At 38.1% G+C, this 19,858-nt stretch carries 17 protein-coding genes; 11 read left to right on the plus strand and 6 right to left on the minus strand.

The genetic code is table 11. The features are described 5' to 3' along the window. Nucleotides 1-48: 48 nt before the first annotated feature. Both dnaE and ASE74_RS23125 read right to left on the minus strand, forming a co-directional pair. Nucleotides 49-4,482 carry a DNA polymerase III subunit alpha gene (gene dnaE, locus ASE74_RS23120; protein WP_055914777.1) on the minus strand — a complete coding sequence of 1,478 codons (4,434 nt, stop codon included), beginning with the start codon at nucleotides 4,480-4,482 and terminating at the stop codon, nucleotides 49-51. Nucleotides 4,483-4,908: 426 nt separating this feature from the next. After that, the gene (locus tag ASE74_RS23125) at nucleotides 4,909-5,358 is read right to left on the minus strand and encodes a lipocalin family protein (RefSeq protein ID WP_055914779.1); all 450 of its coding nucleotides are present in this window, start codon (nucleotides 5,356-5,358) and stop codon (nucleotides 4,909-4,911) included. Nucleotides 5,359-5,888: 530 nt separating this feature from the next. On the opposite strand from ASE74_RS23125, the gene mdh reads away from it, so the two are divergent. The 8 genes from mdh to ASE74_RS23170 all read left to right on the plus strand — a co-directional run bounded on the left by mdh (nucleotide 5,889) and on the right by ASE74_RS23170 (nucleotide 12,697). Next, the gene (gene mdh, locus ASE74_RS23135) at nucleotides 5,889-6,827 is read left to right on the plus strand and encodes a malate dehydrogenase (RefSeq protein ID WP_055914785.1); all 939 of its coding nucleotides are present in this window, start codon (nucleotides 5,889-5,891) and stop codon (nucleotides 6,825-6,827) included. A 144-nt stretch (nucleotides 6,828-6,971) separates the two neighbouring features. After that, the gene (locus ASE74_RS23140; protein WP_055914788.1) at nucleotides 6,972-7,397 is read left to right on the plus strand and encodes an aspartyl protease family protein; all 426 of its coding nucleotides are present in this window, start codon (nucleotides 6,972-6,974) and stop codon (nucleotides 7,395-7,397) included. Nucleotides 7,398-7,402: 5 nt separating this feature from the next. Continuing rightward, complete coding sequence (locus tag ASE74_RS23145; RefSeq protein WP_055914791.1) at nucleotides 7,403-7,798, plus strand: group III truncated hemoglobin; 396 nt, start codon at nucleotides 7,403-7,405, stop codon at nucleotides 7,796-7,798. Nucleotides 7,799-7,862: 64 nt separating this feature from the next. After that, entirely contained in the window at nucleotides 7,863-8,396 is a 534-nt protein-coding gene (locus ASE74_RS23150) for an SRPBCC family protein (RefSeq protein WP_055914794.1), read from the plus strand. 620 nt (nucleotides 8,397-9,016) lie between these two features. Then, entirely contained in the window at nucleotides 9,017-9,694 is a 678-nt protein-coding gene (locus ASE74_RS23155; RefSeq protein ID WP_055914798.1) for a response regulator transcription factor, read from the plus strand. After that, nucleotides 9,695-11,047 carry a HAMP domain-containing sensor histidine kinase gene (locus tag ASE74_RS23160; protein ID WP_055914801.1) on the plus strand — a complete coding sequence of 451 codons (1,353 nt, stop codon included), beginning with the start codon at nucleotides 9,695-9,697 and terminating at the stop codon, nucleotides 11,045-11,047. Between the two features lie 202 nt (nucleotides 11,048-11,249). Next, nucleotides 11,250-11,747, plus strand: a complete 498-nt coding sequence (locus ASE74_RS23165; RefSeq protein WP_055914804.1) for a hypothetical protein — start codon at nucleotides 11,250-11,252, stop codon at nucleotides 11,745-11,747. A 23-nt stretch (nucleotides 11,748-11,770) separates the two neighbouring features. Next, nucleotides 11,771-12,697 carry a bestrophin family protein gene (locus ASE74_RS23170; protein WP_055914807.1) on the plus strand — a complete coding sequence of 309 codons (927 nt, stop codon included), beginning with the start codon at nucleotides 11,771-11,773 and terminating at the stop codon, nucleotides 12,695-12,697. A 143-nt stretch (nucleotides 12,698-12,840) separates the two neighbouring features. Here the strand turns inward: ASE74_RS23170 and ASE74_RS23175 are convergent, their stop codons facing one another. From ASE74_RS23175 to gyrB, 3 genes are all read right to left on the minus strand, one after another. Then, the gene (locus tag ASE74_RS23175) at nucleotides 12,841-13,524 is read right to left on the minus strand and encodes a hypothetical protein (RefSeq protein ID WP_055914810.1); all 684 of its coding nucleotides are present in this window, start codon (nucleotides 13,522-13,524) and stop codon (nucleotides 12,841-12,843) included. Continuing rightward, nucleotides 13,525-13,863 carry a PadR family transcriptional regulator gene (locus ASE74_RS23180; RefSeq protein ID WP_055914813.1) on the minus strand — a complete coding sequence of 113 codons (339 nt, stop codon included), beginning with the start codon at nucleotides 13,861-13,863 and terminating at the stop codon, nucleotides 13,525-13,527. Between the two features lie 149 nt (nucleotides 13,864-14,012). Next, complete coding sequence (gene gyrB / locus ASE74_RS23185; RefSeq protein ID WP_055914816.1) at nucleotides 14,013-15,971, minus strand: DNA topoisomerase (ATP-hydrolyzing) subunit B; 1,959 nt, start codon at nucleotides 15,969-15,971, stop codon at nucleotides 14,013-14,015. A 1,336-nt stretch (nucleotides 15,972-17,307) separates the two neighbouring features. Here gyrB and ASE74_RS23190 point away from each other — a divergent pair. The 3 genes from ASE74_RS23190 (at nucleotide 17,308) to ASE74_RS23200 (ending at nucleotide 19,371) form a co-directional block, all read left to right on the plus strand. Beyond that, entirely contained in the window at nucleotides 17,308-17,904 is a 597-nt protein-coding gene (locus tag ASE74_RS23190) for an OmpH family outer membrane protein (protein WP_055914820.1), read from the plus strand. Between the two features lie 81 nt (nucleotides 17,905-17,985). Next, nucleotides 17,986-18,462, plus strand: a complete 477-nt coding sequence (locus ASE74_RS23195) for a nucleoside deaminase (protein ID WP_055914823.1) — start codon at nucleotides 17,986-17,988, stop codon at nucleotides 18,460-18,462. Nucleotides 18,463-18,597: 135 nt separating this feature from the next. Beyond that, nucleotides 18,598-19,371, plus strand: coding sequence for an EcsC family protein (locus ASE74_RS23200; RefSeq protein WP_055914826.1), 774 nt, complete (start codon nucleotides 18,598-18,600; stop codon nucleotides 19,369-19,371). On the opposite strand, the gene ASE74_RS23205 is transcribed toward ASE74_RS23200, so the two are convergent. Continuing rightward, nucleotides 19,372-19,770 carry an RNA-binding S4 domain-containing protein gene (locus ASE74_RS23205; protein ID WP_055914829.1) on the minus strand — a complete coding sequence of 133 codons (399 nt, stop codon included), beginning with the start codon at nucleotides 19,768-19,770 and terminating at the stop codon, nucleotides 19,372-19,374. It abuts the gene before it with no gap. Nucleotides 19,771-19,858 lie beyond the last annotated feature (88 nt).

A 19,858-nucleotide genomic window follows, 5' to 3' on the forward strand; every position in this document is an offset into this window, starting at 1 on the left:
GGGCGGTTAGCGTTAACAAGCTAAACGCATATCGCTAAGCGCCAAACGTTAGTTTAATTTGTAATTTACAACATTCAATCCGAGCAATTGTTCCAAAAACTTATTGTTCGGGTTTATCTTTAGGTTTTTTGATGGCAAATCGAGCATAATTTCTTTTTCACGGTCAAAAATTGCGAAGTTAAGATGGCAGTTCTGCTGCTCGGAGTTTGCCTTATTGTCTGCTAATATTGCTTCAATTTCGCGCATCAGTTGATCGTTAACCCGCTCAATCGGCACCTGTATCGTTAAACTTTTAGCCAGTTTATCCCTCAGTTCAGACATGAGGTTAATCGCTGTTATTTTAAACTCCCAATCGCCTGCTTTACCGAAACGCTCTCCTACCCTTCCTCTAATCTGTAAAAAGTATCCCTCTGTTAAAAAAGATTTAAACTTTAAAAAGTCTTCTCCGAAAAGGGCCATTTCGCTGGCATCATCATAATCTTCGAACACGAAAGTACCAAAGGGTTTACCTGTTTTGGTAATCCGTTGTGATGCCGTAACCACTAAACCTCCAACACAGAGCTCGCGGTTTTTCAGTTTCTCAAATTCAGCTAAAACTTCTTCATTGTTATCGCCCATGCGCACTTTGTTGATGATACTCAGCTGCCTTACGCCATGTGTACAGAATTTATCAAGTTCAAGTTTGTAATTATCCAACGGGTGGCCGGAAAGGAAAATCCCGATGGCATCTTTTTCATACTTCAACCTGTCCATTAAAGCCCATTCTGGCGAAACCGGCAAACTTGGTTCTAAAATTAAGTCAGCTTTAGATCCACCGAACAATGATGCCTGCGAAGTGCTTTCGTTATTCTGAAAATCGTTGGCATATTTAATAATCTTTTCAATACCATTCATTTTATCATTGGGGCCGATATAGAAATATTGTGCCCTATGCCCTCCAAATGCATCAAATGCGCCACTATATACAAAACTCTCGTATGCTTTTTTATTCACAATACGGGTGTTAGAACGTTTTGCAAAATCGTAAACGTTGCTGTATGGGCCATTGCTCAATCTTTCCTCTATAATACTTTCTACCGCTTTTTCGCCCACACCTTTTACTGCCGACATACCAAAACGGACTTCGCCTTTGGCATTAACCGAAAATTTAAGGTCAGATTCGTTTACATCAGGCCCCAATACGGTAACACTCATCTGGCGGCATTCTTCCATAAAGAAAGCCACCTGCTTAATATCGCTCATGTTGTTCGATAGTACCGCAGCCATATACTCAGCAGGGTAATGCGCTTTTAAATAGGCTGTTTGATAGGCAATCCAAGCATAACAGGTGGAGTGCGATTTATTGAAAGCATAGGATGCAAATGCTTCCCAATCTTTCCATATTTTTTCTAAAGTTGTGGCATCATGACCTTTTTCGGCCGCTTGTTTCACAAACTTTGGTTTCATTTTATCCAGTACGTCTTTTTGCTTTTTACCCATTGCCTTACGCAGTACGTCGGCCTCACCTTTGGTAAAGCCTGCCAGTTTCTGCGATAAAAGCATCACCTGCTCCTGGTAAACGGTAATTCCGTAGGTTTCTTTTAAATATTCTTCACAGGCATCCAAATCGTACTTAATTTCTTCTTCACCATTTTTACGGCGAACGAAACTCGGAATGTACTCCATCGGTCCTGGGCGATATAACGCATTCATCGCAATTAAATCGTCGAAAACTGTTGGCTTCAGTTCCTTCATGTATTTCTGCATCCCCGGACTCTCATACTGGAAGATACCGATTGTTTCGCCACGCTGAAAGAGTTCGTACGTAAGTACATCATCGATCGGAAAATTATCAGGATCAAGATCGATACCGAACCGTTTTTTAACCAGTTTTACGGTATCTTTTATCAGCGTAAGGGTTTTTAAACCCAAAAAGTCCATTTTTAATAAACCCGCGCTCTCTACAACGGAGTTATCAAACTGGGTAACATATAAATCAGAATCCTTTGCGGTAGATACGGGCACGAAATTGGTAATATCACTCGGCGTAATAATTACCCCGCAGGCATGAATTCCTGTATTCCTTAACGATCCCTCTAAAATCTGCGCCTGTTGGATGGTTTCGGCACTTAAATCTTTTAAACCGCCTAAGTTTTTCAACTCCACCACCCGTTCGTATTCATCCGGGCGAAGCGATTCTTTAAGCGTTTTCTCATCCAGGTTGAAGATTTTTGCGAGCTTCATGTTCGGAATCAGCTTTGCAATTTTATCGGCTTCGAAAAGTGGCAGATCCAATACCCTCGCGGTATCGCGGATAGAAGATTTTGCCGCCATTGTACCATATGTGATGATTTGCGCAACCTGACTGGAACCGTATTTATTAATTACATATTCCATCACACGGCCACGGCCCTCATCATCAAAATCGATATCAATATCGGGCATGGATACACGATCCGGATTTAAGAAACGCTCAAAAAGGAGATCGTACTTAATCGGATCGATATTGGTAATCCACAAACAATAGGCAACCACCGAGCCGGCTGCAGAACCCCGGCCAGGCCCCACCGAAACATCCCTGCGGCGTGCCTCGGCAATAAAATCCTGTACAATTAAAAAGTAACCCGGATAACCCGTTTTTTCAATGGTTTGTAATTCGAAGTCTAAACGTTCGGTAACTTCGGGTGTTAAAACACCATAACGTTTTTTTGCTCCTTCGTAAGTGAGGTGGCGCAAAAACTTATTCTCACCGCGCTTTCCTCCATCGGCTTCATCTTCTTCGACCAAAAATTCTTCAGGAATATCGAATTTAGGTAAGAGTACTTCGCGGGCAAGTTTATAAATTTCTATTTTATCTACAATCTCTTGAATATTTACAATCGCCTCTGGTAAATCGGCAAAAAGTGCTTTCATTTCATCACCAGATTTGAAATAGTATTCCTGATTGGGCAGTCCATAACGGTAACCCCGGCCGCGACCAATTGGTGTAGCCTGTTTTTCGCCGTCTTTTACACAAAGCAAAATATCGTGCGCATTCGCATCTTTTTTGTTAATGTAATAGGTATTGTTGGTAGCCACCAGTTTAACGGTATGTTTGCGTGCCAGGGCTATTAATGATTCGTTTACACGGTTTTCATCTTCCTGATTGTGGCGCATTACTTCCACATAGAAATCATCGCCAAACATGTTTTTCCACCAAATTAAAGCTTCTTCGGCCTGGGTTTCACCCATGTTTAAGATTTTGTTCGAAATCTCACCAGAAAGGTTACCCGATAATACTATAATATCATCTTTATAATGCTCAATTATCTGCCTATCAATACGGGGCACATAATAAAAACCCTTGGTATAGGCGATAGATGACATTTTAGCCAAATTGTGATAGCCTTTTTTATTTTTAGCCAACAACACCATCTGGTAACCATTGTCTTTAGCGGTTCTGTCAAGATGGTTATTACAAACAAAAAACTCAACTCCAACAATAGGGGTCATTACCACCTCTGTAGGTCGTTCGCCAGCTTCAATGGCGGCGGCATTTTTTGCTTCTGCGGCTTTATTATGGTTTAAAACCTGGTTTACAAAATGGAAAGCACCCATCATATTCGCGTGATCCGTCATCGCAACGGCAGGCATTTTCTGTGCTGCTGTAGCTTTAATCAAATCGGGGATGCTAATGGTACTTTGCAATACCGAAAACTGGGTATGGTTATGCAAGTGCACAAAAGTTGCGGCGGCAAGTTCCTGTTTATTCCCGGCAAGTTCTTGTTTGGAAATTCCTCCGCCTTCAGCTTTTTGTAAACGCTTACGAATTTCATCCGAAGCAGCTTTTAAATTAATATGTTTTAAACCAACACCCTCAATAGTAGCCGGATTTACTTCTCTAAAACGGGGAAAGTATGCTACATCAACCTGTAATTCTTCTTTCTTAAAAACTTCTCTTTTTACCAGCTCCAAAAAACAACGCGTGGTTGCTTCCACATCGGCGGTAGCGTTGTGTGCCTCGTTAAAAGGAACACCGAACAAATAAGAATGCAGCTCGGTTAAGGTTGGCAATTTAAATTTACCGCCCCTACCTCCGGGCAATTGCAACAACTGCGCGGTAACTTCGGTACACGTATCTAAAACAGGCATTTCTGCCAAGCGGTTAGCAACACCAAAACGGTGAAATTCGCAGCCCATAATGTTAACATCAAAGCCAATATTCTGACCTACAATAAACTTGGCCTTATTTAAAACCTCATTAAACTTAGCCAGCATTTCATCAAAACCAATACCTTGTTCGGCAGCAAGTTCAGTAGAAATACCGTGAATCCGCTCTGCATCATAGGGAATGTTAAATCCCTCTGGTTTAACGAGATAATCCTGATGTTCAACCAATCTCCCCATCTCATCGTGCAATTGCCAGGCAATCTGTATACAACGCGGCCAGTTATCCGTATCGGTAATGGGTGCATTGTAATTGCGGGGCAAACCCGTGGTTTCAGTATCAAAAATTAAGTACATAGTGTGCGGTAAAGAATTAACCGTTTAGAAATAATAACGGTTCTTCAAAAATAAGGAATTTGAGGATTGAAGTTGTCAGGATTTTATCAACAAAATGTGACGAACAAACCTCGCAGGTTTTTGAAACCTGCGAGGTTTAAAAAGGATGTGTACAAACTTCAACTAATACTTATTTAAGAGCAGATGAAGTTTTGTTACGCTAAGTTTAATAGTCCTCTTTTGTAACGAGGATTATTAAAGTACGCATTTTTAATGCGAAAATAATTGCTTAAAGAGCGTTGAAATCGCTTTACTCGTACATCCTCGTTACAAACGAGGACGAGGTAGTTATTTCAACTAGTATTTCGACAAGCAAAAGGATTAAAAACTTATATTATCGAGACTTGAATAAGCGCAATCTTAAATATGCCGCTGCATTGAGGCAATTTAATGCTCCTGGCTCACCAGTTCGCTAACCTCATACCCTTTCAGTCTGCACCTTTCGATGATATGTACCAACAAATCGGCTTCCATTTTAGGCTCTCTTGCCATAATAAACAGGTATTTCTCGTCTGGGTGACCTACCACAACATAACTATAATCGTTGGCCAGTTCGATAATCCAGTAACCAATTTTAAATGGCCATAAAAACTGGGCTTTCATATCGCCATCGGGTTTTTCTGTATCAAAAAACAGTTTCGAAGTGATCGATTTTTCCTCCGGCTTCCCCTCCTTATGGTAAGTAGTATACACATCGAAATGATCATCATCAGCCAAAGTATAGGTTTCGGTAGTTTGCTTCCAATGTTTATCCATTAAAGTAGGAATTGAGTATAACGAATACCATTTACCTTCAAAGGCTTTATAATCGATTTCTGAAATGGGCTTGTTTTCCATGGATTTAGTTTATTGAATAACTTCAATTACGGAATAAGGTTTTAATTAAATTGCTATTTCGGCACCTATCTATTTTATTAAATGATTTAGCCACTGAAACACGGAAAATTTTATCTCCAGCCTTTCATCATCGATTTTTTTACTTCCAGTATCGATTTCTTCCTTTCCAGTATCAATTGCACCCTTGCTGAATCTATTGCAAACGCTTCACTATCGACTTCGTAAGTTTCAGCATCGTTTGCGTAAGCTTCAGTATCGATTGCGTAAGCTTTAGTGTCGATTGTGTAAGTTTCAGTATCGATTGCGTAAGCTTCAGTATCGATTGCGTAAGCTTCAGTATCAATTGCGTAAGCTTCAGTATCGATTGTGTAAGTTTCAGCATCGATTGCCCTGGATACAATCTTAATTGATGCATTAACAAAGCATCAAATTGCATGACGATAAAGTTTTCAGAAAAGGATTTTTAAACCTTATATTTATTTCTACCTTCGATTAATATTTAACGATAGCAAACCATTAAAATAAAATATATGAAAGTAACGGTTGTTGGCGCAGGCGCAGTTGGTGCCACTTGTGCAGATAATATTGCCCGCAAAGAATTGGCAAACGAGCTTGTTCTGTTAGATATTAAAGAGGGCTTTGCCGAAGGTAAAGCCATCGACATGATGCAAACCGCAACTTTATTGGGTTTCGACACAAAAATTACCGGTGTTACCGGCGATTACAGCAAAACAGCTGGTTCTGATGTTGTTGTAATCACTTCTGGCTTGCCACGCAAACCTGGAATGACCAGGGAAGAGCTGATTGGCATTAATGCCGGCATTGTAAAAGGCGTTGCCGAAAATATTTTAAAATTCTCCCCAGAAGCCATTTTCATCGTAATCAGTAACCCGATGGATACCATGACTTACCTCGCCCTAAAATCGCTCGGATTACCTAAAAACCGCTTGATTGGCATGGGTGGAACACTTGATAGCTCGCGTTTTAAATTCTATTTATCTCAGGCTTTAAATTGCAATCCCAATGATTTACAGGGTTTCGTAATCGGTGGGCATGGCGATACCACCATGATTCCTTTAACCCGTTTGGCTACTTACCAAAGTTTACCCGTAAGTAATTTATTAGATAAAGAAACACTTGATAAAGTTGCATCCGATACCATGGTTGGTGGTGCTACTCTAACCGGATTAATCGGTACCTCTGCCTGGTATGCACCCGGTGCCGCAGGTGCCGCATTGGTTGAAGCCATTTTACGCGACGAGAAAAAACTGTTTACCTGTTGCGTTTCACTCGAAGGAGAATACGGCCAGGAAGATATCTGCCTCGGTGTACCTGTAATTATTGGCCGTAACGGTTGGGAAAAAATTATCGATTTTAAATTAACCGATGATGAACAGGCAGCCTTTAATAAAAGTGCTGATGCCGTAAGAAACATGAATAGCGTACTGGTAGAAATGAAACTGGTTTAATACGGTTTATTTTTCACCACGGAAACGCAGAAGCACGGAATAGATTGTTATCCGTGTGTTCCGTGCTTCCGTGGCTATTTTTTTTTGCACTTAAATACTTGTCACCCTAAGTATAAAAGAAAGGGCATAGACATCAACAAAATAATGAAATCAATTTCAATTCCCTTAAAGCTTATAAATTTACAAGATGATGGTTTCCATCTTTTACTGGAAGTTATCGTTTTTAAAGAAAAACATTTTGCTGTTCTAGATACCGGTGCATCAAGAAGCGTATTCGATAAATCATTAATCGAAAAACATCTCTCCGAAACGTTACAGGTATCAGATGAGATTAACGCCGCTACTCTTTTTACCACCACAACCACCATTCAGGCTACCATCCCCGAACTCAAAATTGGTTCTTTAAAGATCAAAAACTACGAAACAGTTGCTTTCGATCTCCAATCGGTTAGCGAAACTTACCAGCAATTTGGCCACCCCCCTATTATAAGCATTATCGGTGGAGATATTTTAATGCAGTATAAAGCCGTTATAAATTATGATAAAATGATTTTAAGACTTTATAAATAAAGGCAATGAAAAAGGACATCAACGACAGGAATGATATTGTTCTTTTAGTGGATACTTTTTACCAGAATGTTTCGCTTAACAAGGCTATAGGCCCAATATTTACCGATGTTGCTAAAGTAAACTGGGAACATCACCTGCCTAAAATGTACGATTTTTGGGAAAGTATTCTTTTCGGTATGGCAACTTACAAAGGCAACCCCATGCTTACTCATTTTGCACTGAACGAAAAAACTCCCTTGCAAACTGAGGCATTCGACACCTGGAAAAACCTCTTTTATAATACCGTAGATGATTTATTTACCGGCCCGAATGCTGAGTTGATTAAACAAAAAGCACAATCTATTGCCGATTTAATGCATTATAAGATTAATTCGGCCCCACCGAAAATCAGAATTGTTTAAAGCAGTTTCTCTTTGATTTACACTGCTTTATTATTAAATTTAGTTAACCAAACTAAATTTAATCATGAAATTTCTCAAAATCTTATTAGCGATTATCGTCGTACTGGCAATAATTATCATTGGAGGCAGCTTCCTCTTACCAAAAAGTTATATTGTGAGCAGATCTACGGTGATCAATGCTGCTGATAGTGTGATTTACAAAAACATCGCAGATTACAATGAATTTTACAAATGGAATGTATGGTCTAAAATGGATCCACAAGCGAAAGTAACCATTACAGGCACTATTGCAACCCCTGGTCACCTTTACCAGTGGAACGGAGAAAAAAGTGGCAACGGACAAATGAAAATCAATAAAGTTGATGTCAATAAAATGGTAGATATGGAATTGAAATTCATTAAACCAATGGAAAGTGTAGCCGATACCCGATTCGATATCACAAAAGAAACCAATGGAAATAAAGTAATCTGGACCATGAGCGGAGAAAGCAAAGGAATAATAAATAAATGGTTTGGCTTATTTATGGACAAAATGATCGGCAAAGATTTTGAAGACGGATTAAAATCACTAAAAGAAAAATCAGAAAAAGGTGTTTAATTGTTTTTGTAATTTAAGGTAGCGCGTAGAGATTGCCACGGAGACACGGAAAAATGAAATAAATTTATTAAATACCGTCGCCCTTCCTTAATACCGTCGTCATTTTGACCGCAGTGGAGAAATCTTTGAAAACCGTGCTTTTTAGTCGCGTCGTCATTTCGACCGCAGTGGAGAAATCTTTTCAAATTGCATCTTAACATCATTTCCCTATGATATCTCCATTCTTTTGCATTCCAGTCGAAATAACAATAAAAGAAATAGTCCTCTCCCACAGTATCGTCATTGCGAGAAGGCTTTTTCAGCCGACGAAGCAATCTTTCTAACCCTTGCGTTTAATAGAGAATTAAGAGGATTGCCACGGAGGCACGGAAAAATGAAATAAATTCCCTAAATACCGTCGCCATTCCTAATCCTGTCATCATTTCGACCGCAGTGGAGAAATCTTTTAAATTGAATTAATAATTTGTCCAAAAATCACTTTATTCCCTTGCACCCCAGAGGAAATAACGATACCCCTATTCCAAACAATTGTGTCGGCTTTGCGTTAAAAAACCATTAAATATCAACTTACCGCAATTAAGATTTTGTAATTCCCTATTTTTTAGATTACTTGCTAACAAATGAATTTATTACTTGTAGAAGACGAACCGAGTGTGGTATCTGTAATTTCGAGGGGACTAACCGAAGAGGGTTTTACAGTAAGTATTGCTCCCGATGGCGCTATTGGAAAACAGATGGCCTTAGATAATCAGTTCGACCTGATTATCCTCGATATTATGCTGCCTGGAATAAATGGATTAGAATTGTGCAAAATTATTAAAGAAAAAAAACCAAATACCCCCGTTATTATGCTTACCGCTTTAGGCACTACCGAAAATGTGGTAAATGGTTTGGATAATGGTGCGGATGATTACCTGATCAAACCTTTTAAATTTGCCGAGCTTTTTGCACGGATCAGGATGTTATTGAGGAGGTACCATGGCGCAGTTTCACAAGATCAGATTATCACCATAGCCGATCTGCAGATTAACTTAAGTGCGAAAACAGTTAAACGGGATCAACAGGAGATTGTACTCACCGCAACCGAATACCGCCTGCTGGAGTACATGTCAAAAAATAAATCCAAAATTTTATCGAGAATAGATATCTTAGAAAACGTATGGGATATCGATTTTAACCTCGGCACCAATGTTGTTGATGTATATGTAAACTATCTCCGCAAAAAAATAGATAAAAATTCCGATCAGAAACTCATCCATACAGCGGTAGGTTTGGGATATATTTTAAAAGAAAAATAAATGGAGATAGCCAAGAAAATCACTTTACTTTTTGCCATTTTATCGGCAATTATTATCTCTCTGCTAAGTGGTTTTGTATGGTATTTTTCTAACGACTTCGCTTTTGAAGATTTTTACAAACGCCTGGAAGCGCGGGTTAACATTGCCGCACAGATAAAATTGTACGAAGATGGAAACAATAAGGTGTATGCAAAAATGCGCAACCAATACCTGGAGCGCTTACCTTCCGAAAAAGAATTTATTGTAGAAGCGGGCAAAGCTCCTGAAAAGGTTGACCGCGAATTGCCTGCCAGCTTTTACAACCGCATTAAGGCAGGTTACATGGCCCGTTACCGGGTAGAAAATCACTTTTATGCAGGAAAATATTTTAGAAATCACAATTCAGGATACATCGTTATTGTTTCTGCAAATGATCCTTTTGGTTTCAGGGAGTTAAAAGATCTCCAGCGGATCCTTATTATCGGTTTTTTCCTTTCCGTTATTTTATCATTTGTAGTGGGCTGGAAGTTTTCGAATTACATGCTGATGCCTTTAAGGAACATTATTAAAAGCGTTAAAAAGATCAAAGCAGAAAATTTGCATTTAAGGCTTGATGTTAAAAATGGAAATGATGAAATGTCGCAATTGGCCCAAACCTTTAATAACATGCTCAACCGGCTGGAAACGGCTTTCGAAACACAAAATAATTTTATCAGCAATGCCTCTCATGAGCTGAGAACACCTTTAACCATTATCAGTGGCGAAGTTGAGCTGGCCCTTAAAACCATCGATGATACAACTAAACAAGAGAAAGCCTTATCTAAAATTAAAGATGAAGCCGAAAGGTTGGAGCATATTTTAACCAGTTTACTGGGCTTGGCGCAATCGGGTTTCAACGGAAAAAATCAACCTTGGGAAGAAGTCCGCATGGATGAATTGCTTTGGGAAATTAAAGAATCGGTTAATCAGGTTCATCCAAACAGTAAAATTGAGATTGATTTTAGCAAACTCCCCGATGATGATGAACTGCTTTCGCTCAAGGTAAATAAAAACCTGATTAAACTTGCCATCAGCAACATTGTAAGTAACGCCTGCAAATATTCAAATGAAAATCTGGTGAGCATCAGCATTGAGGGCAATGCCAATATGCTTTCAATCGCGGTAACCGATCGTGGCATCGGAATTCCACAAACCGATATACAACATATTTTTGAACCTTTTTACCGCGCATCAAATACCAACGACTTTAAAGGTTATGGTGTGGGTTTGCCCCTTTCTTTAAACATTATCCGCTTGCACAGAGGTAGCATTGCCATTAAATCGCAGGAAGGGATTGGCACAGAAATTAAAGTTTTATTACCTGCAAAAGGTTAATTGATGAAAGGTTTAACATGGTTAACTGTATTTCGGACGATTGCAAGATACAATTAACTGATTTAAATGGCTAGGAAATTTCAGCAACATTCCAAAAAAGAGTACACTCTAATCTCATTCTAATCTCGTTCTTATTCGGCTGTAATAACATCGCGCTAAACTTGTATAAATAATGTTTCAATTCATTTAAACAAGATATGCCATGAAAACAGTATTAATTCCTACCGATTTTAGACTAGAGAGTATTAAAATTATTGATGCGCTTGTTCAACACCAAAAAAATGAAACACTAAATATCATTTTTGTGCATGCGTTTAAATTATCAGATTCCATTACCGATATGTTAATGTTAAGTCGCCGCAGCCGTGATTACGAAAACGTTAGCGACGAATTTTATCAACAGCTAAGCCAGGTTAAGGCCAAATACTCCCCTCAGATTAATGCCATCTGTATCGAATATTTTTACGGCAGTACGGTAGCAGCCTTTAAAAATTTTATCGAAGCTTTTGATGTAGAATGTATTGCTTATTTAAAAGAATATAATTTTACACCGATCAACAAATATAGCATCGACCCTAAAATTTTAACTGAACGTGCTGGCTGCGAGGTAATTCAATTGAATACCTTAACTGTACACGCTAGCGAAAACTTAATTGATACAAAAATACACGAAGCAAAACTTCAGAAAGCAAACGTTTAATCATCTCATTTAATAATACTATCATGCTGTTACGAAATAATATTCCGCTCACTTATATATTCGGAAAGATCAAAAAAGAACTCTTGTTTGTTATAGGTTACTCCATAGGAATTGTGGTGTTATATGAAAATTTTCATGTTACACGGATCTCCATACCTGTTGCCGTACCTGCATTACTGGGAACAATCATCTCACTTTTACTTGCATTTCGATCAAACCAGGCATACGATAGATGGTGGGAGGCAAGGATTCTTTGGGGCGCCATAGTTAACGATTCGAGAACCATCTCCCGCCAAATATTGTCGTTCGTAGAAAATCCTTATGGTTTAGAAGAAATAGAGGAGTTTAAGGCAAGGTTTATTAAAAGACAAATTGCCTGGTGTTACGCTTTGAGCCAATCGTTAAGGGGTTTTAATCCACGTAAAGGTTTGGAAGAGTACATTTCAACTGAAGAAATTGCTTTCATTAAAAAACGTAAAAATGTAACCGCCTCTATTCTGGAATTGCATGCCATGGATTTAAAAAAGGCTTTACAGGAAGGCTGGATTAATAAATACCAGCAGATAGAGATTGATAAAACAATAACAGGTTTATGTAACCACATGGGTGGATCGGAAAGAATCAAGAATACCGTTTTCCCTGTAACCTATAGCAAGTATATCAATATGTCGATCCATTTATTCATTGTATTGTTGCCTTTTGGTTTGATTGAATACTTTGGTTATATGGAAGTTCCGTTAGTGGTAGCCATTGCGGCATTCTTTTTATTGGTAGAAAAAATGGCTGTACATCTACAGGATCCTTTCGAAAACAAACCCACAGATACCCCAACTACAACAATCTGCAGAACGATTGAACGCGATCTTTGCCAGATGTTAGACGATAATAAAATTTATGAGGACAAACCTCAAACCGAACTGGCTCCTGTTGGATCCTACTATATTTTGTAAGATAATCGAAGCCGAAAAATCAATCTCATTGTTCGAGATGGTTAGTTAATCAAGAATGTGTTGGCTCTGGATGGAGCAAACCCTTTTAGAAAGTTTATAGTAACAAAAAGCCATTCGGTTGCGAATGGCTTTTGTTTTTTAAATTAATTATATAAAAGTCTATATTTCTCAATCAAGGACTTAGTTTCCATTATACTGATCTTAGCTGTTCTAATTGCAGCATTAAAATAGAGTATAAATAAAACGATAGAAAGTGACACAACTAATTGTTGTACATTAATTGCAAAAATCGTGTATCCGACTGGTACAATGTTCATGGCAAAATTAGTTAATAGTATAGTACCGCCTAATAGAGGAAGAAAAGAATTGCCAGATTTAAAAGACGCAAACTTTTTATAAAGCGAAGGTTTAATAGTAGAAAACACCGAAATTCCAAACACACAGAGCAGACCAGTAACCAAAAATATATAAAAAACATTTGCCGTAAGTAAGCCTTGCATTTTGTAAATGCCGAAAATTGAAAAACAAAGCAGTAACACATATTTATATCCAAAAGCCGAGAAAAAAAATCTCCAAAACAAACGGCTGTATTTAGCGCGAATTGAATTGGTTAAGCCATCGGCAAAGGCACTAAGTCCCATGACACCAAATGATTGAATTGTTTCGTTTACCGCAGCATCAAAATTAAGGGTTGGGTTCTCAATCTTTTTTTCTTCAACTGATGAGGCGATATGATCTAAAATTTCCATCTGTATATCAACCTCTAGAAAACCCCTCTTGGCTATAAGGTCTCTAATTTGGTGCAATTGTTCTAGATTGAGATTCATTTAAAAAGAAGATTTTAAGTTTAATAATACTTGTAAATGTGCAATAAAGTCTTTTGCTTCCTGAAGTTTATTCACCACTTCTTTTTCTCCGCTTTTTGATAGTGAATAGTATTTACGCACACGGTTACCTACTACCTCTGTGGCAGTATCTAATAATCCATCAGCCTCCAATTTATGCAAAGCAGGATATAAAGCACCCTCTTTCAGCAATAATTCGCCTTTAGTTATAGCTTTCACCTTTTGCGTAATTTCATATCCGTACATCCTTTCATTTTCAGATAATAAATTCAAAATAATAGTTTGTAAAGTACCTTTAAACAATTCGTTATTTACAGCCATGAACAAATGTAAATATATTTATATACATAAGAAAACTATGTATATAATTTTATACATTAAAATAAAATTCCTGGCAACAAAAAACCCTCTTCAATTTGAAGAGGGTTATATATTAGCTTTTAGCTTTAGCTCTTGATGTTTCCGCTTAATTAAGCATCAATTTTTGCATATTTTGCATTACGCTCAATAAACTCCCTACGTGGAGCAACTTCATCGCCCATTAACATAGAGAAAGTGTGATCGCATTCTGCAGCACTTTCAATAGTAGCCTGTAATAAAGTACGTGTAGCAGGATTTAAAGTAGTATCCCAAAGCTGTTCTGCGTTCATCTCACCCAAACCTTTGTAACGTTGAATGTGTACGCTATCTTCTTTACCATTACCTTTTATGCGTTGTACAGCAGCATCGCGTTGTACATCATTCCAGCAATATTCGAAATCTTTACCTTTTTTAACCTGGTATAGTGGTGGCGAAGCGATATAAACATAACCCGCTTCAATTAAAGCCCTCATATAACGGTAAAAGAAAGTTAAAATCAAGGTGGTAATGTGAGAACCATCAATATCCGCATCCGTCATGATTACGATTTTGTGGTAACGCAGTTTGGTTAAGTTTAATGCTTTATCATCTTCAGGCGTACCGATACTCACACCTATTGCCGTAAACATATTTTTAATCTCGTCGTTTTCGTAAATTTTGTGCTCCATCGCTTTTTCAACATTCAGAATTTTACCTTTTAAAGGTAAAATAGCTTGAATATTTCTATCGCGACCTTGTTTAGCGGTACCACCCGCAGAATCACCCTCTACCAGGTAAATTTCGCATTTTTCAGGATCGCTATCAGAGCAATCTGCAAGTTTACCCGGCAAGCCAGAACCGCCCATTACACTCTTACGTTGCACCATTTCGCGTGCCTTACGCGCCGCAGCACGTGCCGTTGCAGCTAAAATTACCTTGTTAACGATCATTTTAGCTTCTTTTGGATTTTCTTCCAAATATGCACCTAATGCCTCGCCCACAGCCACATCTACCGCACCCATTACCTCACTGTTACCGAGTTTGGTTTTGGTTTGTCCTTCAAATTGAGGCTCCTGAACTTTTACAGAAACTACCGCAGTTAAACCTTCTCTAAAGTCATCGCCTGTAATTTCCATTTTAAGGTTTTTCAACAAACCGGATTTATCCGCATAACTTTTTAAGGTACGCGTTAAACCCCTGCGGAAACCTGCTATGTGTGTACCACCTTCGTGGGTATTAATGTTATTTACATAAGAGTGAACATTCTCTGAATAACTGTCGTTATATTGAAAAGCCAGCTCAACCGGAACACCATTTTTAATGCCGTCGATATAAATTGGTTCAGGCAAGAATGAAGCTCTTGTACCATCTAAAAAGGCAACAAATTCTTTCAATCCACCATCAGAATGGAAAACTTCTGATAAAAATTTACCGTCTTCTAAAACTTCACGCTCATCTGTTAAGGTAAGGGTAATTCCTTTGTTCAGAAAAGCAAGTTCGCGCAAACGGCCAGCCAATGTATCATATTTGTACTCGGTTGTTTGCGTAAAAATAGTTGCATCCGGGCTAAAAGTTACAATTGTACCACGTTTATCGGTTTTTCCAACTTCTTTAACATCGTATAAGGGCTTACCGATATTATATTCCTGTACCCAAATTTTACCTTCGCGGTGAACTTCAGCTTTCAAATGCGTAGATAAGGCGTTAACGCAACTTACCCCCACACCGTGTAAACCGCCGGAAACCTTGTAAGTATCTTTATCAAATTTACCACCTGCGTGCAAAACCGTCATTACGATCTCTAATGCCGATTTATTTTCTTTTGTATTGATCCCGGTTGGAATACCACGACCATTATCTTCAACCCTGATGGAGTTGCCTTCTAAAATTCTAACATCGATCGTATCTGCATGACCGGCCAAAGCCTCATCAATTGAGTTATCTACAACCTCGTAAACCAAATGGTGTAAACCTTTAACACCAGTATCACCTATATACATTGAAGGGCGCTTACGCACCGCTTCTAAACCTTCTAAAACCTGTATATTATCTGCCGAATAATTTGACTTTAAATCCTGTTCTTCGCTCATATTTTAATTAAAAACAATAAGTATCAAAAATACGCAAATTTTGCCATTTAACCCAATATGTGGATAAGTTTTAGGGTGTGAAAAAGAGTTAATCTCTCTACACTAAAGCATTAGGCATAAAGTAGGTTAAGGTTATTTAAAAGGGTTTTAAAAAGCAAATTAAAGGTTTTAAACAGGCATTAGCTTACCTTTTATTGGGGGTTTCGATGTTACTTTAAAAATTACGCTGATCATTAGAAATTATTAAGGTTGTTTGAAAAGCAAATTCAGCGTTTCAAACGGGTGTTAGTCCTGCTTTTTATTACAAGTCCCGATGAAAAATCGGGAGCTTTCCATTTCAATCGGGTTTAGATGGCCACAACCAACAGAAATGAAAGGATCTCTCATCAGCCCCATCAATCGTTCCTACGGAACGTAACGCCAATTGTACAATTGGCTACCCACCAAATGTCCCGCTGGGACGCCAAGGATTAATTTCCACAACGCAAACCGTTCCGTACCAACGACTCATCGGCACATAAAAATAAGAATATTTTCTTTGTTCATTAGGGACTATCCACCAATCGTGGCACTTGGCAACGTCAAAAATTGAAGGAACTTTAACCACAGATGTATGCAGATAAACACGGATTATATCCCCGTCTGAACAGCCGGGCAGGTGTATATAAATTATGTTTACCTATAACCAAGGCGTAACTTAACAAAATTTCCATCTGGAACGCCAAGGATTAGTTTCCACATCCCAAACCGTTCCGTAGGAACGACTCATCGGCACATAAAAATAAGAATATTTTCTTCGTTACTTAGGGACTATCCACCAATTGTGGCACTGGGCAACGTCAAAAATTTAAGGAACTTTAACCACAGATGTATGCAGATAAACACGGATTATATCCCCGTCTGAACAGCCAGGCAGGTGTATATATCCTTTTTTGTCTGTGGTTAAATTATGTTTACCTATAACCAAGGCGTAACTTAAAAAGATTTCCATCTGGGACGCCAAGGATTAATTTCCACATCGCAAACCGTTCCGTAGGAACGACTCATGGGTAGAAAAAAACAGAATGTTTTTTTACGTTCCATCGGAACGTTTGGTATTCTGAGATTCGCTATTTCCGCCCTGCAACCCCAGATAGCATCACTGGCCTTGCCACCTAAACCCGATGGCAGCGGGCATGAAGTAAAGCAAACAGCGGGTGCAACCTTAAAATGAAATACTGCAAGGGCTTTCCTAAAATTAAACATTAACGATTTTACAGACTTTTGCTACCGAATTGGCTTTAAATTGCATATCAAAACTAATTTATATAAGTTTGTTAAAATTTATTAAACAATAATGGAAAAAAGAACCTTCAAAACCTTTGGTTTATTTGCAACAGCAACTTTAATTACCGCTTTTTCTGCATGCCAAAACAAAGACACTAAAACTACTGAAATTAAAAAAACAGATAGCGCAACTGCAGCAGTTTCTGCAAGCGAGAAAATTGTATTTGTAAACCAAGACTCTTTATTGAACAAATACGAATACTACAAAGACTTAAAAATAAAATTTGAGGGTAAAACTAAAAATGCGCAAGCAGATATGCAGGCAAAAGGTCAGGCTTTTCAAAGAGAGGTTGCTCAATACCAACAATCTGCATCAACTTTAGCTGCAGACCAACGCAAAAGTACTGAAGAGCGTTTGGCTCGTAAGCAACAAGAATTACAAACTTACCAACAAAATGCTGGCGGTGCATTACAAAACGAACAAGCTGTAGAAACCGAAAAACTTTACGATAAAGTTGCTGGTTACTTAAAAACATACGCCAAAGAAAAAGGATATAAAATGGTGCTTTCATACACAAAAGGAAGTACAATTTTATTTGCTGATGAAAGTTTAGATGTTACTTCGGATGTAATTAAAGGTTTAAACGCCGAATACACCAAAAAGTAAGCAATAAGATATTAAAAAATGATGCTCCGAATAAATCGGGGCATTTTTTTTGTGTTATAATTTAGAAAAACACCAGGTAAGATGGAGAAAAAAGATCAGGAATTTATGCAAATGGCAATTGACTTATCAGTACAAAATGTAAGTGAAAGTATTGGAGGGCCTTTTGGTGAAGTTGTGGTAAAAAATGGCAAACTGATCGCGAAATCAGCAAATAAGGTAACCTTAACAAACGACCCAACGGCGCATGCCGAAGTTTCAGCAATAAGACTGGCCTGTACCGAACTGAATACTTTCGATTTAAGCGGTTGCGTAATTTATACCAGTTGCGAACCCTGCCCCATGTGCCTGGGCGCTATTTATTGGGCAAAAATTGATACAATCTATTATGCAAATACTAAAGCAGATGCAGAAAACATTGGCTTTAGCGATAAATTTATTTACAAGGAGTTAGATAAAAAAATGGAAAACAGAAGTTTGCCGGTAATACAGCTCATGCGAGATGAAGCCTTAGCTGCTTTTAAATTATGGGAAACTTCGCCAATGCGGATAGAATATTAGATAAAAGATTATTTGCCAATGCCTACCACAAATTACGAATGTCCAAAAATAAAAACTTGGTCAATAGTAAATTACCGTTTTAATACTTTCTATTATTAATGAAGTTTTAAGGAATAGTTATTGCAGTGAAATGTTATGACCTATGAACAGAAGATAACGAGTGAATTGGATTTTTGGAAATTTAAAACTTTACAAAAACCTTCTCTTATGAGCAAAGTAACTGATAAAGTTCAGAAGAAAATTAACAGTTATATCCCCGATCAGGTTCACAATGCAATTACAACTGCAATAAAACAAATGGTTAAGGCAGTGCTTTTTGGTTCTACATTTACAACTTCGAAACCCATTACCAATTTAACCCTGATGCACCGCGAAGCCCTGGTAAAGCAAAAAATAGATACGTATAAAAAAACAGGTGCCACTGAAGGTGGAATTACAGGAGCTGGTGGTTTTTTAATGAGCCTGGCCGATTTCCCTTTATTGCTGGGTATAAAAATGAAAATGCTTTTTGATATTGCTGCAGTTTACGGATACGATGTGAAAGACTACCGCGAGCGTTTATATATTTTGCACATTTTTCAGCTGGCATTTTCAAGTAAAGAAGAAAGTAAAAATATTTTTATTAAAATGCAGGGTTGGGATGATAAAGCCCACCAACTGCCAACCAATATTGATGAATTTGACTGGCTAACCTTTCAGCAGCAATACCGCGATTATATCGATTTGGCAAAACTTGCACAGATGCTTCCATTCGTTGGAGCAGCAGTAGGCGCAATAGCAAATTATAAATTGATCGAAAAACTGGGAAAAACAGCGATGATGAGTTATCGGATGCGTTATTTTAATCTACAGTACGCCGTAATCAGCTCGCAGGAAACTGAAAACCGTAAACTAAAAACTGAGCAATAATTATTCCTCTTCAAACATTCCCCCGATTAAATCGTCAGTCTCCCTTCTATCTTTTTTAGTGGGCCTGCCCGTTCCCCTATCGCGTTTTAAACTTGGCGAATGGAACATCGATTTAAAAGCATGTGTTTCTTCAACTGGAGTTAAATCTTTGTATTTCGTTAAAGCAGTTGGCGAATCTGTTCTGTTGTAAGAAAGTTCTACTACTTCGATAATTTTCTTTTCAATTCCTTTCGATACCTGGTAAACATCGCCAACTTTTACAATTGCAGAAGGTTTAATATTTTGCCCCTTCAACTTCACTCTTCCGGCTTTACAGGCATCCGTTGCAAGGCTACGGGTTTTAAACAACCTTATTGCCCATAAATATTTATCGATCCTAAGTTTTTCTGTCTCTGTCATAAAGTTCAAAAATACATAATTAGGTTAATTGTTTAAACTGGTTAATTGCTATTTCAGTGCATGATGTACAGTGAATCATTTTAAACGG

The organism is Pedobacter sp. Leaf216 (genome assembly GCF_001421515.1).
Classification (GTDB): domain Bacteria; phylum Bacteroidota; class Bacteroidia; order Sphingobacteriales; family Sphingobacteriaceae; genus Pedobacter.

Coding starts and splice junctions, on each gene's coding strand:
- ASE74_RS23165 (WP_055914804.1), top strand. CDS start 11,250: ATGAAAACAGTATTAATTCCTACCGATTTTAGACTAGAGAGTATTAAA.
- ASE74_RS23175 (WP_055914810.1), bottom strand. CDS start 13,524: ATGAATCTCAATCTAGAACAATTGCACCAAATTAGAGACCTTATAGCC.
- gyrB (WP_055914816.1), bottom strand. CDS start 15,971: ATGAGCGAAGAACAGGATTTAAAGTCAAATTATTCGGCAGATAATATA.
- ASE74_RS23145 (WP_055914791.1), top strand. CDS start 7,403: ATGAAAAAGGACATCAACGACAGGAATGATATTGTTCTTTTAGTGGAT.
- dnaE (WP_055914777.1), bottom strand. CDS start 4,482: ATGTACTTAATTTTTGATACTGAAACCACGGGTTTGCCCCGCAATTAC.
- ASE74_RS23125 (WP_055914779.1), bottom strand. CDS start 5,358: ATGGAAAACAAGCCCATTTCAGAAATCGATTATAAAGCCTTTGAAGGT.
- ASE74_RS23195 (WP_055914823.1), top strand. CDS start 17,986: ATGGAGAAAAAAGATCAGGAATTTATGCAAATGGCAATTGACTTATCA.
- ASE74_RS23180 (WP_055914813.1), bottom strand. CDS start 13,863: ATGGCTGTAAATAACGAATTGTTTAAAGGTACTTTACAAACTATTATT.
- ASE74_RS23160 (WP_055914801.1), top strand. CDS start 9,695: ATGGAGATAGCCAAGAAAATCACTTTACTTTTTGCCATTTTATCGGCA.
- ASE74_RS23140 (WP_055914788.1), top strand. CDS start 6,972: ATGAAATCAATTTCAATTCCCTTAAAGCTTATAAATTTACAAGATGAT.
- ASE74_RS23205 (WP_055914829.1), bottom strand. CDS start 19,770: ATGACAGAGACAGAAAAACTTAGGATCGATAAATATTTATGGGCAATA.
- ASE74_RS23200 (WP_055914826.1), top strand. CDS start 18,598: ATGACCTATGAACAGAAGATAACGAGTGAATTGGATTTTTGGAAATTT.
- ASE74_RS23170 (WP_055914807.1), top strand. CDS start 11,771: ATGCTGTTACGAAATAATATTCCGCTCACTTATATATTCGGAAAGATC.
- mdh (WP_055914785.1), top strand. CDS start 5,889: ATGAAAGTAACGGTTGTTGGCGCAGGCGCAGTTGGTGCCACTTGTGCA.
- ASE74_RS23190 (WP_055914820.1), top strand. CDS start 17,308: ATGGAAAAAAGAACCTTCAAAACCTTTGGTTTATTTGCAACAGCAACT.
- ASE74_RS23155 (WP_055914798.1), top strand. CDS start 9,017: ATGAATTTATTACTTGTAGAAGACGAACCGAGTGTGGTATCTGTAATT.
- ASE74_RS23150 (WP_055914794.1), top strand. CDS start 7,863: ATGAAATTTCTCAAAATCTTATTAGCGATTATCGTCGTACTGGCAATA.